Genomic DNA, 14687 nt, shown 5'->3' with positions numbered 1-14687 from the left:
CGCGCCCGGCCGTTGCGCGCGGAACACGCCCGCCGCCACGACGCCCGCCCTGTGGATATTTTCCTTTCACCCGGGGCCCCAGTCATTCTACCTTAGGTTGCGGCCTCCGATTGGGGCGTCGGCGCCGCACCATACCCGCGCAAGACGGGTGAGGGGATCTGGGATGAAGTATTGGGCAGACGGGGATCACCCCGACCTGCAAGATCACGCGCCTGCGGACGTGACGTTGCGGCTTCTCGCGACGACGGATCTGCACGGGTTTCTGGCCGGCTACGACTATCTCGCCGACCGGCCCTGCCGCGAGGTCGGGCTGACGCGCGTCGCCACGCTGATCGAACGCGCCCGGGCCGCGGTGCCGAACACGCTGCTTTTCGACAATGGCGATTTCCTGCAAGGCACGCCGCTCGTCGATTACTGGGCGCGGGTGCGCGGGCTGAACCACGGCGAGATCCACCCGATGATCGCGGCGATGAATGCGCTCGGCTATGACGCGGCGACGCTCGGCAATCACGAGTTCAACTTCGGCCTCGACTTCGCGATGCGCGCACTCGAGGGGGCGCGCTTCCCGATCGTCAGCGCCAATGCGCTGCGCCATCAGCCGGCGGGCGGGGAGCAGACGCTGCTGCCGCCCTGGGCGCTGCTCGAGCGCGAGCTGACCGATGCGCGGGGCGCGCGCCACCGACTGAAGATCGGGGTGATCGGCTTTCTGCCGCCGCAGACGGTGCAATGGGATCGCGCGCTCTTGGCCGGGCGGATGCGCGCGCAGGGCATCGTCGAAGCGGCGCAGATCCATGTGCCGGCGCTGCGCGCGGCCGGGGCGGATCTGGTGATCGCCCTCGCCCATACCGGGATCGACCCGGAGGGCAGTGCCGATGCGACCGATCCGGAGACCGAACATGCCGCGCTGCCGCTGGCCGCGGTGGCGGGGATCGACGCGCTGATCCTTGGCCATACGCATGAATGTTTTCCCAGCCCCGCGGCCCCCGCCCCGCCCGGCGCCGACCGGACCCGCGGCGCGCTTCTCGGCAAACCCGCGGTGCAGCCCGGGCGCTGGGGGTCGCATCTCGGCCTCGCCGACCTGCGGCTGCGGCACGGGGCCGATGGCCGCTGGGGCGTTGCCGATTTCGCCGTCGCGCTGCAACCGATCGCGCGGCGCACCGGGCCCGACCGCGTCGTCTCGCTCGCGGCCGAGGCCCCCGCGCTCAAGCGCAGCTGCGCCCCTGCGCATGCCGAGACGCTGGGCTATATCCGCCGTTCGCTCGGTCAGCTCGCCACCCCGCTCAACAGCTTCTTCTCGCTGGTCGCGCCCGATGCCGGGCTGAGCCTGATCGCCGCCGTGCAGCGCAGCCATGTCGCGCGTCGTATCGCCCAGCGCCCCGAAGCCGCGCTGCCGCTCCTCTCGGCGGTGGCGCCCGCGCGCTGCGGCGGCCGCGGCGGGCCGAATTTCTTCGTCGACATCCCCGCGGGACCGCTGCGGCAAAAACACATCGCCGATCTCTACGCCTTTCCGAACACGATCACCGCGGTGCGCGTCAGCGGCCGGCAGATCGCCGACTGGCTCGAGCGCGCCGCCGGCGTCTTCGCCCGGATCCGCCCCGGCGCCACCGATCAGCCGCTGCTCGACCCCGCCTTCCCCTGCTACAATTTCGACGTGATCGACGGGCTCCACTACGAGATCGACCCGACCGTTCCGGCGCGGTTCCACCCCGACGGCAGCCTCGCCGACCCCGCCACGCGGCGCATCCGCGACCTGCGCTTTGCCGGCAGGCCGCTCGATCCCGATCAGGAATTCGTGGTGGCGACGAACAATTACCGCGCCTCGGGTGCCGGTGGTTTCGCCGAGGCGACCGGCCCCGGCATCCCGCTCGGCCCCTCGATGGATCTGCACATGATCCTCGCCGAGGCGGTGCAGGAGGTGGCGCTGCTCACCCCCGAACCGCATCCGATCTGGCGCTTTGCCGCGATCCCCGGCGCCAGCGCGCTGTTCGACACCGCGCCGCAGGCCGCCGCAGCACCCTGCCCCTCCGGCCGCACGCGGATCGAGGAAATCGGCCTCACCGCGACCGGCTTCCTGCGCTACCGCCTGCATTTCGCCGACGAATCGACCGGCTGAACGCGCAACTCTTCAGCATACGCCTAACTATTGGGCGAATTTTACCAGTTGGCCCAATTTTGCGCCAATCCCCTTTTGCCGCAGGCCGGGGGAGCGGCGCCACGCTTCCCCCTCCCCCGAGGCGGCGCCACTGTCGCCCCGAACGCTACCTCGGGAGTTAGACCATGTTCCACCACCCCCTTGCCGGACTGGCCGCCGCGAGCTTCCTCGCCGCCGCCACCCCCGCCCTTGCCGAGACCGCGATGCCCTTCGCGCTCGACTGGAAATTCGAAGGCCCCGCCGCGCCCTACACGCTCGCCGTCGACAAGGGCTATTACAAGGCCGAGGGGCTCGACGTGACGGTGACCGAGGGCGCGGGCTCGCTCGACGCGATCCCGAAGGTCGCGACCGGCGCCTATCCGGTCGGCTTCACCGACATCAACTCGCTGATGAAATTCCTCGACCAGAACCCCGGCGCCCCGGTGACCGCGGTGATGATGGTCTATGACAAGCCGCCCTTCGCCGTCGTCGGGCGCAAATCGCTCGGCATCGAGACGCCGAAGGATCTCGAGGGCAAGGTGCTCGGCGCGCCGCCGCCGGATGGCGCCTGGGCGCAATTCCCGATCTTCGCCAAGGAGCAGGGGCTCGACATGACGAAGATCACCGTCGAGCCGGTCGGCTTCCCGGTGCGCGAGCCGATGCTGGCCGAGGGCAAGGTCGCCGCGATCACCGGCTTCTCCTTCACCTCGACGCTGAACGCCGAACGCCTCGGCGTGCCCGCCGATGACCTCACCGTGCTACTGATGGCCGATTACGGCGTCGCGCTTTACGGCAATGCGGTGATCGTGAACACCGATTTCGCGAAGGCGAACCCGGAGGCCGTCACCGGCTTCATCCGTGCCACGGCGAAGGGCTGGAAGGATGCGATCGCCGCCCCCGCCGCCGCGGTCGAGACGCTGGTGAAGCGCAACCCCGCCGCCGATGCGAGCCTCGAGACGAAGCGGCTCGAACTGGCGATCTCGGGCAATGTGCTGACCGATTACGTCAAGGAACATGGCATCGGCTCGGTCGATCCGGCGCGGTTCGCGACCTCGATCGAACAGCTCGGCACCACCTACGCGTTCAAGACGACGCCCGAGGCGAAGACCTTCTTCGACCCGGAATATCTGCCCACCGATGGCAGCCTGATGCTGCAATAAGACGAACGGACGGGGGCCTTCGGGCCCCCTCCTCTTGCGGGGGTGGGAATGCAGAAATTCATTGATATCAAGGGCGTGAAACACGCCTACAAGACGAAACACGGCCCGCTGCCGGTGCTCGACGGGCTCGACGTGGCGGTGGGCGAGGGCGAGTTCTGCGCCGTCGTCGGCCCCTCGGGCTGCGGAAAATCGACGCTGACGCGGCTCATTTCCGGGCTGATGCGCCCCGACGAGGGGGCCGTCGTGCTCGACGGTCAGGAGGTGTCGAGCCCGCGCAAGACCGTGGGCATGGCGTTCCAGAACCCGGTGATGCTCGAATGGCGCACGATCCTCGAGAACGTCATCCTGCCGCTCGAGATCGTCGCGCCGGGGATGTCGAAATCCGACAAGGAAGCGCGCGCCGCGCATCTGCTCGAGATGGTCGGGCTGAAGGGCTTCGAGACGAAGCGCCCCTCGGAGCTTTCCGGCGGCATGCGCCAGCGCGCGAGCCTGTGCCGCGCGATCGTGCACAAGCCGCAGGTGCTGATCATGGACGAGCCCTTCGGCGCGCTCGACAATTTCACCCGCGAAGACCTCTGGCAGACGATGCGCGATCTGCGCGCGGCCGAGCCCTTCACCTGCGTGCTGATCACCCATGACCTGCGCGAGAGCGTCTTCCTCGGCGATCAGGTGATCGTGCTCTCGGGCCGCCCGGCGAAGACGCAATACGTGCTCGACGTCGACCTGCCCGCCGATCGCACGATCGACATCCTCTACGAACCGAAGGCGGTCGAGATGCTGCACCTCCTGCGCGAGCAGATCCGCATCGCCCAGGGCCGCGACGGGGAGATCCACTGATGGACAAGGTTCAGAAAATCTTCGTGCCGCTCGCCGCGATCGTGATCTTTCTCGCGCTCTGGGAAGCGCTGGTGCAGATCAACCACTGGCCCGATTACAAGATGGCCTCGCCCTCCGACCTGCCCGCGGCCTTCTGGAAATACCACATGCTGTTTCTGGACCGCGGCTGGGAGACGCTCTGGCGCACCGTGGCGGGGCTGATCCTCGCGGTGATCTTCGGCACCTTCCTCGGCATGGTGATGGGCTTTTCGAAGATCGCGCGCGACGGGCTTTACCCGCTGCTCGTCGGCTTCAACGCGATCCCGAAGGCGACGCTGGTGCCGGTGATCGCGCTGATCTTCATCGGCCAGTATGATTTCAACACGGTGCTGATGGCCTTCCTGATCTCCTTCTTCCCGATCGCGGTGTCGGTCGGCATCGGGCTGAGCACGCTCGAACCCGAATATCGCGACATCCTCGCCGCGCTCGGTGCCTCGAAATTCACGATCTTCCGCAAGATCGCCCTGCCGAAGACGCTGCCCGAATTCTTCGGCGCGCTGAAGGTGTCGGTGACGCTCGCCTTCATCGGCACGAACCTCGTGGAGATCGTCTCGCCGCATGGCAAGGGGCTCGGCGCGCTCTTCCTCTCGGGGCAGACGAACTCGGATTACCCGCTGATGTTCGCGGTGCTGATCGCCTTGGCCTTCCTCGGGATCGTTCTCTATTACGCCGTGGTCGCGCTGGAGAAGATCTTCGCCGGCTGGGCCGAGCGTCAGCCGGGCTGAACCAAACGCGCCGGGGGCTTCGCGCCCCCGGACCCCCGCGGAGTATTTTCGCCAAGAAAAAGTCGACGCATTTCCTGGTTGAAATACTCCGGGGGAGTCGCGGAACGCGACGGGGGCGGCGCCCCCTCCCCTTTTCCGCCCGCGCCACAGCGGGGTTGCGAATCCGCCACCGCCCCCCTATATGGGCCTCGAGAGGTTGGCGCGGGCGAGCGCCTCGCCAACCCGGTCAGGTCCGGAAGGAAGCAGCCGCAACGAGCCCCGCTTGGGTCGATGTCCAGCCTCTCACCCCCCCAACACCACCGGTTCCGTCATCTGCCCGTCACCGGACAGGGCTAGATTTTTCCGGGGCTGCGGCATAGCCTCACGCCCCCGTGATCTCACGTTGACAATTCCGCTTAATATTCGGTTAAATTCCGGGCGGAGGTTCGGTGGGCCTGTGAGGACTGACCTCGAAGCGACGCTTCGGGGCCAGGGGGTGGCCACCGGAAGTTTTTCGAATGCTTTGAAGGGGTGCGCCACGGCGAGCCTCGCTTTCTGGGGGAAAGTCCATGACCAGACTTATCGTGCGCAATGGGTTTGACATTGCCGATCTGCAACTCGGCGATTTCGTGGTCGCCACGGTTTCGGCCACCGACACACGGGTCACCTATACACTCGGCAACCAGGTACTGACGCTGAACGGCAGCTTCGTGCTCTCGGGGGGCGTGCCCGTGGGGGGCACGATCACCTCGGCGAGCTACACCGTGGGCGGCACGTCGATGCTCGTCGCCGGACAGATGACGCTCGACTTCGACGCCTTCGAGACCGCGATGTCGAACGACGAGATCGGCGGGCTTCTGAGCGGCAGCGACGAGGTGATCGGCACCGCCGAGAACGACATCCTGCGCGGCTATGACGGCAACGACCTGCTGCGCGGCGGGCTTGGCGCGGACACGATGTTCGGCGGCGCCGGCAACGACACGCTGCAGGGCGACGGCGGCAACGACCTGATGGTCGGCGGTTCGGGCGACGACATCTATCGCGTGATCAACGCCGGCGACCAGATCTACGAATTCCGCAACGGCGGCATCGACCGGGTCGAGACCACGCTGAACAGCTACACGCTGGGCGACAACGTCGACAATCTCACCTTCACCGGCAGCGGCAATTTCACCGGCATCGGCAATGCCCTCGCCAATGAGATCATCGGCGCGGCGGGCGACGACCTGATGCGCGGCGGCAATGGCGCCGACACGCTGCGCGGCGCGAATGGCAACGACACGCTCTATGGCGGCAACGGCGACGACATGCTCGTCGGCGACGCCGGCGGCACCGAGGTCGTCTCGGTCGCCTCGACCCCCTCGCCGAGCAATCCCGACGTCGACATCGCGCTGAGCACCGGCGTGCCCGAGGCCTCGACCACGACCTCGACGACCGTCACCGGCTATGTCAGCAACACCGGCGCGGGCGAAGGCAATTTCAACCTCGCCTTCGTGCTCGACGTCTCGGGCAGCATGGGCGACGCCTTCGCGGGCGCCGATGTCGGTGACCTGAACGGCGACGGCATCGCCAATACCAAGCTCGACGCCACCATCGCCGCCTTCCAGCAGCTGGTGGAATCGATCCAGGATGCCGGGATCGGCGACGACGTGCGCATCGCGGTGATCCCCTTCTCCGATTCCGCGATCATCACCACCGTGGGCAGCGCGCTTTCGGACAATGACGGCAATGGCGTGCCCGACGTGATCGACGCGGCGCTCCAGCTTCAGGATCTCGGCGGCACCTACTACAACACCGGCCTGCAGCAGGCGATCGACTTCTTCAACAGCTCGCCGGCCGGCACCAACCAGGTGTTCTTCATCTCCGACGGCGCGCCGAGCTCGGACAATTACGACTCGCTCCTTGCCACGCTGCGCGATCCGAACGGGATCAACGCCACGATCCGCGCCCTCGGCATCAACGCGACCGGCAGCTATTACGACGTGCTCGACGAGCTCGACGACGGCGCGCTGAACGATTCCGCGCTCAATGTGCTCAGCCCCGAGGATCTGACCGCGGGCCTGCTCAATTCGCAGGTCAGCACCGATGACATCGAACAGCTCGAGATCTGGCTCAACGGCACGCTCATCGCGACGCTGACCCCCGATCAGCTGACCGAGACCCCCTTCGGGCTGCAATATTCGGTCACCGTTCCCGGCCTCGACAATACCGGCACCAATGTGATCGAGACCCGCCTCGTGCTCAACGACGCCGACGGCACGGTGATCTCCAACACCCAGACGGTGACGGTCGGCGCGCTCGCCTCGAACGACTCGCTCGAGGGCGGGGACGGCAATGACACGCTCGACGGCGGCGCGGGCGTCGACACGCTCGTCGGCGGCGACGGCGACGACGTCTATCGCGTCAACTCCACCGGCGACCGGATCGTCGAGGCGGCGAATGCCGGCACCGACACCGTCGAATCCACCGTGACCTACACGCTCAACCGCGCGATCACCGCCAATGTCGAGAACCTCACCCTGCTCGGCTCGGAGGCGATCAACGGCACCGGCAACGCGCGCGACAACCTGATCATCGGCAACCTCGGCAACAACGTGCTCGAGGGGCTCGGCGGCAATGACACGCTCAACGGCGGCTACGGCAACGACACCGCGAGCTTCGAACATGCCGCGAGCGGGGTCAACGCGAGCCTTTACACCGGCATCGCCACGCTCTCGGGCGAGACCGACACGCTGATCAACATCGAGAACCTCACCGGTTCGGCCTTTGCCGACAGCCTCTATGGCGACACCGGCGACAACGTCTTCGTCGGCCTCGGCGGCAATGACACGATCAACGGCTACAGCGGCTTCGACACCGTCGATTACTCCGGCGCCACCTCGGCCGTCACCGTCGTGCTGAACACCAGCTACAGCGGCGGCACCGCCACCAGCGCCGACGGCGGCGAGGGCACCGATCAGCTCGTCTACATCGACGCGGTGGTCGGCTCGCGCTTCGGCGACGTGATGACCGACGGGAACTACTACTCCGGTCAGGACAACCTGTTCATCGGCGGCAACGGCTATGACACGATGTCGGGCGGCTATGGCAACGACACGCTGATCGGCGGCTCCGGCAACGACTCGATGGATGGCGGCGCGGATTACGGCTCCACCCATTACATCGACACCGTCGACTACAGCGCCGCCACCGCCGCGATCAGCGGGCGGATGGAAGGGCTGATGACCAGCACCTCCACCGGCACCGACCGGCTGAGCGGCTTCGAGCACATCATCGCCACCGACTACAACGACAGCATCATCGGCGCGGTGGCCGACGAGTGGTTCGAGGGCGGCGCCGGGCGCGACACGATCCTCGGCGGCGCCGGCAACGACACGATCGACGGCGGCGCCGCGGTCGACCGCATGGTCGGCGGCACCGGCGACGACCTCTACTACGTCAACAACTCGAGCGACGTGGTGGTCGAGGCCGCGGGCGCGGGCGACGACACGGTGATGAGCTCGGTCGACTTCCGGCTGAGCGATATCGACGTCGAGAACCTGATCCTGACCGCGGCGACCGGGCTCACCGGCATCGGCAACGCCGGCGCGAACGTGATCACCGGCGGCGCGGGCAATGACCGGCTGCTCGGCGTGAACGGCGACGACACGCTGTTTGGCAACGACGGCGACGACATCCTGCAGGGCGGCAACGGCAACGACAGCCTGAACGGCGGCAACGGCACCGACTGGGCCGTGTTCTCCGATCTCGGCGCCGGGGTCACCGGCACGCTCAACGGCTCTTCGGCGGCGGAGTTCACCAGCACCACCGGCAATGACACGCTCTCCTACATCGAGAACGTGATCGGCACGAACTACGCCGACAGCATCACCGGCGACGGCTATGCCAACGAGCTGCGCGGCCAGGATGGCGACGACACGCTCACCGGCGGCTCCGGCGACGACACGCTGATGGGCGGTTCGGGCGACGACCTGCTCGACGGCGGCTATGGCACCGACCTGATCTCCTACGCCTATTTCACCGGGCGCCGGATCAACGTCGATCTCTCGACCGGTGTGGTCATCGGTGACGGCACCGACACCATCGTCGGCAATTCGATCGAGCATGTCATCGGCACCTCGCTGAACGACATCATCGCCTGGAAGGGCGCGACGGCGACCTACACCGCCTTCACCCTCGAGGGCGGTGCGGGCAACGATTCGCTCGGCGGCTCCTCGGGTTCCGACACGCTGCTCGGCGGCACCGGGGCCGACACGATGGCGGGCGCCTATGGCTCCGACACCTACGAGGTCGACAATGCCGGCGACGTGGTGGTCGAGGACTCGAGCTACGGTTACGACCGGGTGATTTCCTCGATCAACTACACGCTCGGCGACAACGTCGAATATCTGACGCTGACCGGCTCCGCCTGGGCGGGCACCGGCAACGCGCTGAGCAACGACATCGTCGGCAACGAGCTGAACAACTGGCTGCGCGGCTTCGAGGGCAGCGACACGCTGACCGGCGGGCTGGGCCAGGACACGCTCGATGCCGGTGTCGATACGAACTACGACATCTTCGTCTTCACCTCGGTCGAGGATTCGGCCTTCGGTGCGGCCGACCAGATCCGCAACTTCGACGACACCCGCGACGACATCTACCTCTATCAGATCGACGCGAATTCGGTCTCGAGCGGCGATCAGGCCTTCAGCTTCATCGGCACCACGGCCTTCTCGGGCTCCGCGGGCGAGCTGCGCTATGAACAGAGCGGTGGCAACACCTATGTCTATGGCGACGTCGACGGCGACCGCGTCGCGGATTTCGAGATCGAGCTCGTCGGCCTGCACGATCTGACGACCTCGAACTTCTACCTCTGAGCCGACAGGCCGCGAAGGAAGAGGGGGCCCGGCTTCGGGCCCCCTTTCCTTTTCCGGATCGGTTTGACACTTCTCCCGCCCCGGCTAGACTGCGCCCGACGCGAAGGAGCCCCCCCCGACGCGAAGGAGCGCACATGTCCGACACCCCCGAGACCGGCTATCAGGTTCTCGCCCGCAAATACCGTCCCCAGACCTTCGCCGACCTGATCGGTCAGGAGGCGATGGTGCGCACGCTGAAGAACGCCTTCGCCGCCGACCGCATCGCGCAGGCCTTCATCATGACGGGCATCCGCGGCACCGGCAAAACCACCACCGCGCGGATCATCGCGAAGGGGCTGAACTGCATCGGCGCCGATGGCAAGGGCGGCCCGACGACCGAGCCCTGCGGCGTCTGCGAGCATTGCGTCGCGATCGCCGAGGGGCGCCATGTCGACGTGATGGAGATGGACGCCGCCTCGCGCACCGGCGTGGGCGACATCCGCGAGATCATCGAAAGCGTGCATTACCGGGCGGCCTCGGCGCGCTACAAGGTCTATATCATCGACGAGGTCCACATGCTCTCGACGAGCGCGTTCAACGCGCTCCTCAAGACGCTGGAAGAGCCCCCCGCGCATGTGAAATTCATCTTCGCCACCACCGAGATCCGCAAGGTGCCGGTGACGGTGCTCTCCCGCTGCCAGCGCTTCGACCTGCGCCGGATCGAGCCCGAGGTGATGATCGCCCATCTCTCCGGCATCGCGGCAAAGGAACACGCCCAGATCGCCGAGGATGCGCTTGCGCTGATCACCCGCGCGGCGGAGGGATCGGTGCGCGATGCGATGTCGCTGCTCGATCAGGCGATCAGCCATGGGGCCGGGGAAACCACCGCCGAACAGGTGCGCGCGATGCTCGGCCTTGCCGATCGCTCCCGCGTGCTCGACCTTTTCGACATGGTGCTGAAGGGCGATGCCGCCGGCGCGCTGACCGAACTTGGCGGGCAATATTCCGACGGCGCCGACCCGATGGCGGTGCTGCGCGATCTGGCCGAGATCACCCATTGGGTTTCGGTGATCAAGATCACCCCCGAGGCGGCCGAGGATCCGACCGTGCCCCCCGAGGAGCGCACCCGCGGCCAGGCGATGGCGCAGGCGGTGCCGATGCGGGTGCTCTCGCGCCTCTGGCAGATGCTGCTCAAGGCGATCGAGGAAGTGTCCTCGGCGCCGAACGCGATGATGGCGGCCGAGATGGCGCTGATCCGCATGACCCATGTCGCCGATCTGCCCGACCCGGAGACGCTGATGCGCAAGGTGCAGCAGGGCGGTGGCGCGGGCGGCGGGCGCGGCCCCGCGGCGGGCGGCTCCAACGGTGGCGGCGGGCCGCGTGCCGCGGCGACGACGCGGGTGATGCTCGGCGGGCCGATGCTGACGGGCGCCCCCTCCGGCGCGGCGGTGGCGCTGGCCGGTGCGGCCCCGGCGCTCTCCGCCTATGCCCGTTTCGAGGATGTGGTCGAGCTCATTCACCGCATGCGCGACATGAACCTGCTGATCGCGGTCGAGCGCGGCGTGCGCCTCGTGCGCTACTCGCCCGGGCGAATCGAGTTCGAACCCGCCCCCGAGGCCCCACGCGACCTCGCCGCGACGCTGGCAAGCCGGCTGCAGGGCTGGACCGGCGCGCGCTGGGGCGTTTCCGTCGTCTCCGAGGGCGGCGCGCCGACGATCGACGAGGTCCGCAACGCCGCGGTGATCGAGGCGAAGGCCGCCGCGCTCGAAGGCAATGCGGTGGTGCAGGCGATCTTCGCCGCCTTCCCGAAGGCGCAGTTCGAACAGGTCACCCTCGCCGCCGATCTCGCCCTCGAACAGGCCGCCGAGGCGCTGCCCGAGGTCGAGGACGAATGGGATCCGTTCGAGGATCACTGAGCCGGGCCGCCGCCCCTTGTTCCGCGCCGGGGGCGTGCGTATCTCAGACGAAACACCTGACGGGAGAGCGACATGCTGAAGGGACTGGGCCAGCTTGGCGACATGGCCAAGATGATGAAGGCCGCGAAGGAGATGCAGGAGCGCATGGTCGCCCTGCAGGAGGAGCTTGGCCGGATCGTGGTGATCGGCGAGGCGGGCGCCGGCCTCGTCAAGGCGCGCGTCACCGCCAAGGGCGATCTGACCGGCCTCGAGATCGACCCGACGATCCTCGTCGCCTCGGAAAAGGAAGTGGTCGAGGATCTGATCGTCGCCGCGGTGAAGGAGGCGCAGGCCAAGGCCATCGCCCGCCAGGCCGAGGAACAGCGCAAGCTGATGACCGAGCTCGGCCTGCCCACCGACATGCCGATCCCCGGCTGAGCATGGCCGGCCCGCGCGACGAGATCGAGGGGCTGATCGCGCTGATGGCGCGGCTGCCGGGGCTTGGCCCCCGCTCGGCGCGGCGCGCGGTGCTGCACCTGCTGCGCCGGCGCGAGGGGCAGATGGCGCCGCTCGCCGCCGCCCTTGCCCATGTCGCCGCCTCCGCGCGCGATTGCCCGATCTGCGGCAATATCGCGATGGGGGAAAGCTGCGAGATCTGCTCCGATCCCGCCCGCGCGACGGGCGAGATCTGCGTCGTCGAGGATGTCGCCGATCTCTGGGCGATGGAGCGCGGTCATGCCTTCAAGGGCCGCTATCACGTTCTGGGCGGCGTGCTGAGCGCGCTCGACGCGGTCGGACCCGAGGAGCTCGGCATTCCGCGGCTGATCGCGCGGGTGCGCGACGAGGGGATCGCCGAGGTGATCCTCGCGCTCAATGCCACGGTCGAGGGCCAGACCACCGCGCATTACATCGCCGAGGCGCTGGAGGAGGCGGGGGTCAAGGTCACCAGCCTCGCCCAGGGCGTGCCGATCGGCGGCGAGCTCGACTATCTCGACGACGGCACGATCCAGGCGGCGCTGCGCGCGCGCCGTGCGCTCTGATGGCGACCGATCCGGAAACCGCCGCCTTCTTCCTCGAACAGCTCGACGGGCACCCCGATTGCGCCGGCGTCGCCCTGCGCCGGATGTTCGGCGAATATGCGGTGCAGCGCGAGGGCAAGACGCTTGGCCTGATCTGCGACGACACGCTCTTCGTGCGGCAATTGCCGGAGGTGACGGCCTTTCTCGACACCCCCGTCGCAGGCCTGCCCTACCCCGGCGCGAAGCCCTGGTGGCGCATCGAAGCCGATCTTTGGGAGGATTCGGACTGGCTCGCGCGACTCGTCTGCCTGCTCGATCTGGTGATTCCCGCGCCGAAACCGAAACGCCCGCGCAAGGATGGCCGCGCAAGCCCCCGTCGCAAGGCGCCGGACGCCCGCTGAGGGAACCCGGGCAATCAATTGATACCAAAAGATTATTCTTAAACTAAAAACCATACTGTTTAGTTCAAGTGGCAAGAATCCGCCACTCGATGTCGCATTCACGTTCTCGCGACTTCAACATCAACGCAGATCACCGGTATCAGTTCCCTCGAGACGAGCAAAAACCAACAAGACCGAGCCCCGTTCCCGATGCTTGACGATATCCGCGCCCCGAAGGGCTCCCTTCGGACCCTGATTCTCTGTGCCTTCGCGCTCTCGCTTGCGGCCTGCTCCGGCACCGCGCAGATGTCCTCCCCCACGGAAATGCATTTCGCCGCCCCGCGCGCCCATGCCAGCGGCATCGACCCGCAGCGCCGCGAGGTCGCCGTCGCGCTCGCTCAGGAAATGCACAAGCGCGGCCAGCGCGTCTGGTGCGTGCCTTTCGCGCGCAACGTCACCGGGCTGCAGCTGCGCGGCAATGCCGGCACCTGGTGGCGCCAGGCCGATGGCGTCTACGAGCGCAGCCACGCGCCGAAGGTCGGCGCGGTGATGGCCTTCAGCGCGACGCGCAAGATGCCGATGGGCCATGTCGCCGTCGTCTCCGACATCGTCTCCGACCGCGAGATCCGCGTCGATCACGCGAACTGGAAGCGCAATCAGGTCTCGCTCGGCATGCGGGTGATCGACGTTTCGAAGAAAAACGACTGGAGCCAGGTGCGGGTGATGAGCCAGCCGAACGCCGCCGGCCGCGTCTATCCGGTCTCGGGCTTCATCTCCGACCGCGGCTGAGCCGCCGGGCCGCGGCGACGCCCCCTTCGCCCCCGCGCCTGCCCTCACGGCCATTGATCCGCCCTGCCCCGCCCGCTATCACGGGGGAAAACTGGGGAAACGCATCGATGAACCGTCTCTATCACGTCGCGCTCTCGCCCTTCTGCCGGAAGGTGCGCCTGACGCTCGCCGAGAAGAAGATCGAAGTCGAACTCGTCGAGGAACGCTACTGGGAACGCAGCCCCGAGTTCCTGCGCCGCAACCCCGCGGGCAAGGTGCCGGTGCTGCGGCTCGACACCCGGCTGATGAGCGAGAGCCAGGCGATCTGCGAATATCTCGACGAGACGGTGCCGACGCCCCCGCTGATGCCGCGCGACGCCGAGGCGCGCTACGAGGTGCGCCGGCTCTGCGGCTGGTTCGACGACAAGTTCAACGCCGAAGTCACCGCCAAGGTGATGGGCGAGCGGGTCTGGAAGAAGGTCCAGAAAAAGGGCTACCCCGACAGCAAGACGGTGAAGGAGGGGCTTTCGGCGATCAAGTATCACCTCGACTACATGGGCTGGCTGCTCGATCAGCGCCGCTGGCTCGCGGGGGATGTGATGACCTTGGCCGATTTCGCCGCCGCCGCGCATCTGAGCTGCCTCGACTATATTTCGGATGTCGACTGGAACCGCTCCGCCGCGGTGAAGGACTGGTATGCGAAGATCAAGTCGCGCCCGGCCTTCCGCTCGCTGCTCGCCGATCAGCTGCCCGGCATGCCGCCCGCCCCGCAATATGCCGAGCTCGATTTCTGAGCACGCCGGGGGCTTCGCGCCCCCGGACCCCCGCGGGATATTTCTTCACTTTGGAAGACGAGATCGCCCCCTTTCCAAAGTGCGGCAAATATCCCAGGGGTGAATTTCCGCAGGAAAGAGGGGGC

11 protein-coding genes and 1 other RNA gene are annotated in these 14687 nt (G+C 67.4%); all 12 read left to right on the top strand.

What is annotated here, in order from left to right; translation table 11 throughout:
- Positions 1–163: 163 nt before the first annotated feature.
- Entirely contained in the window at positions 164–2113 is a 1950-nt protein-coding gene (locus tag AB7U46_RS14790; RefSeq protein ID WP_428337749.1) for a bifunctional 2',3'-cyclic-nucleotide 2'-phosphodiesterase/3'-nucleotidase, read from the top strand.
- Positions 2114–2277: 164 nt separating this feature from the next.
- Positions 2278–3291 (top strand): ABC transporter substrate-binding protein, encoded by a 1014-nt coding sequence (locus AB7U46_RS14785; RefSeq protein WP_428337748.1) that lies wholly within the window; start codon positions 2278–2280, stop codon positions 3289–3291.
- 48 nt (positions 3292–3339) lie between these two features.
- Positions 3340–4128 carry an ABC transporter ATP-binding protein gene (locus tag AB7U46_RS14780; protein WP_428337747.1) on the top strand — a complete coding sequence of 263 codons (789 nt, stop codon included), beginning with the start codon at positions 3340–3342 and terminating at the stop codon, positions 4126–4128.
- A complete protein-coding gene (locus AB7U46_RS14775) occupies positions 4128–4892 on the top strand; it encodes an ABC transporter permease (protein WP_428337746.1) in 765 nt (254 codons plus the stop codon). The genes AB7U46_RS14780 and AB7U46_RS14775 overlap by 1 nt, the downstream gene beginning before the upstream one ends.
- A gap of 189 nt (positions 4893–5081) precedes the next feature.
- An RNA gene (gene ffs / locus AB7U46_RS14770) (signal recognition particle sRNA small type) lies at positions 5082–5180 on the top strand.
- Between the two features lie 260 nt (positions 5181–5440).
- Positions 5441–9727 carry a beta strand repeat-containing protein gene (locus AB7U46_RS14765; protein ID WP_428337745.1) on the top strand — a complete coding sequence of 1429 codons (4287 nt, stop codon included), beginning with the start codon at positions 5441–5443 and terminating at the stop codon, positions 9725–9727.
- A 134-nt stretch (positions 9728–9861) separates the two neighbouring features.
- Entirely contained in the window at positions 9862–11622 is a 1761-nt protein-coding gene (locus tag AB7U46_RS14760; RefSeq protein WP_428337744.1) for a DNA polymerase III subunit gamma/tau, read from the top strand.
- A gap of 72 nt (positions 11623–11694) precedes the next feature.
- Positions 11695–12039 carry a YbaB/EbfC family nucleoid-associated protein gene (locus AB7U46_RS14755; RefSeq protein ID WP_428337743.1) on the top strand — a complete coding sequence of 115 codons (345 nt, stop codon included), beginning with the start codon at positions 11695–11697 and terminating at the stop codon, positions 12037–12039.
- 2 nt (positions 12040–12041) lie between these two features.
- Positions 12042–12641: a recombination mediator RecR gene (recR, locus tag AB7U46_RS14750; protein WP_428337742.1), complete on the top strand. Its 600-nt coding sequence runs from the start codon at positions 12042–12044 to the stop codon at positions 12639–12641.
- Positions 12641–13021: a TfoX/Sxy family protein gene (locus AB7U46_RS14745; RefSeq protein ID WP_428337741.1), complete on the top strand. Its 381-nt coding sequence runs from the start codon at positions 12641–12643 to the stop codon at positions 13019–13021. Before recR ends, AB7U46_RS14745 begins: the two co-directional genes overlap by 1 nt.
- A 189-nt stretch (positions 13022–13210) precedes the next feature.
- The gene (locus AB7U46_RS14740; RefSeq protein WP_428337740.1) at positions 13211–13789 is read left to right on the top strand and encodes a CHAP domain-containing protein; all 579 of its coding nucleotides are present in this window, start codon (positions 13211–13213) and stop codon (positions 13787–13789) included.
- 107 nt (positions 13790–13896) lie between these two features.
- Positions 13897–14562, top strand: a complete 666-nt coding sequence (locus AB7U46_RS14735; protein WP_428337739.1) for a glutathione S-transferase family protein — start codon at positions 13897–13899, stop codon at positions 14560–14562.
- Positions 14563–14687: the final 125 nt, after the last annotated feature.

This window comes from Paenirhodobacter sp., from assembly GCF_050177655.1.
In the GTDB taxonomy this organism is placed as follows: Bacteria; Pseudomonadota; Alphaproteobacteria; order Rhodobacterales; family Rhodobacteraceae; genus Rhodobacter.
This window is presented reverse-complemented; position numbering and strand designations above follow the sequence as displayed.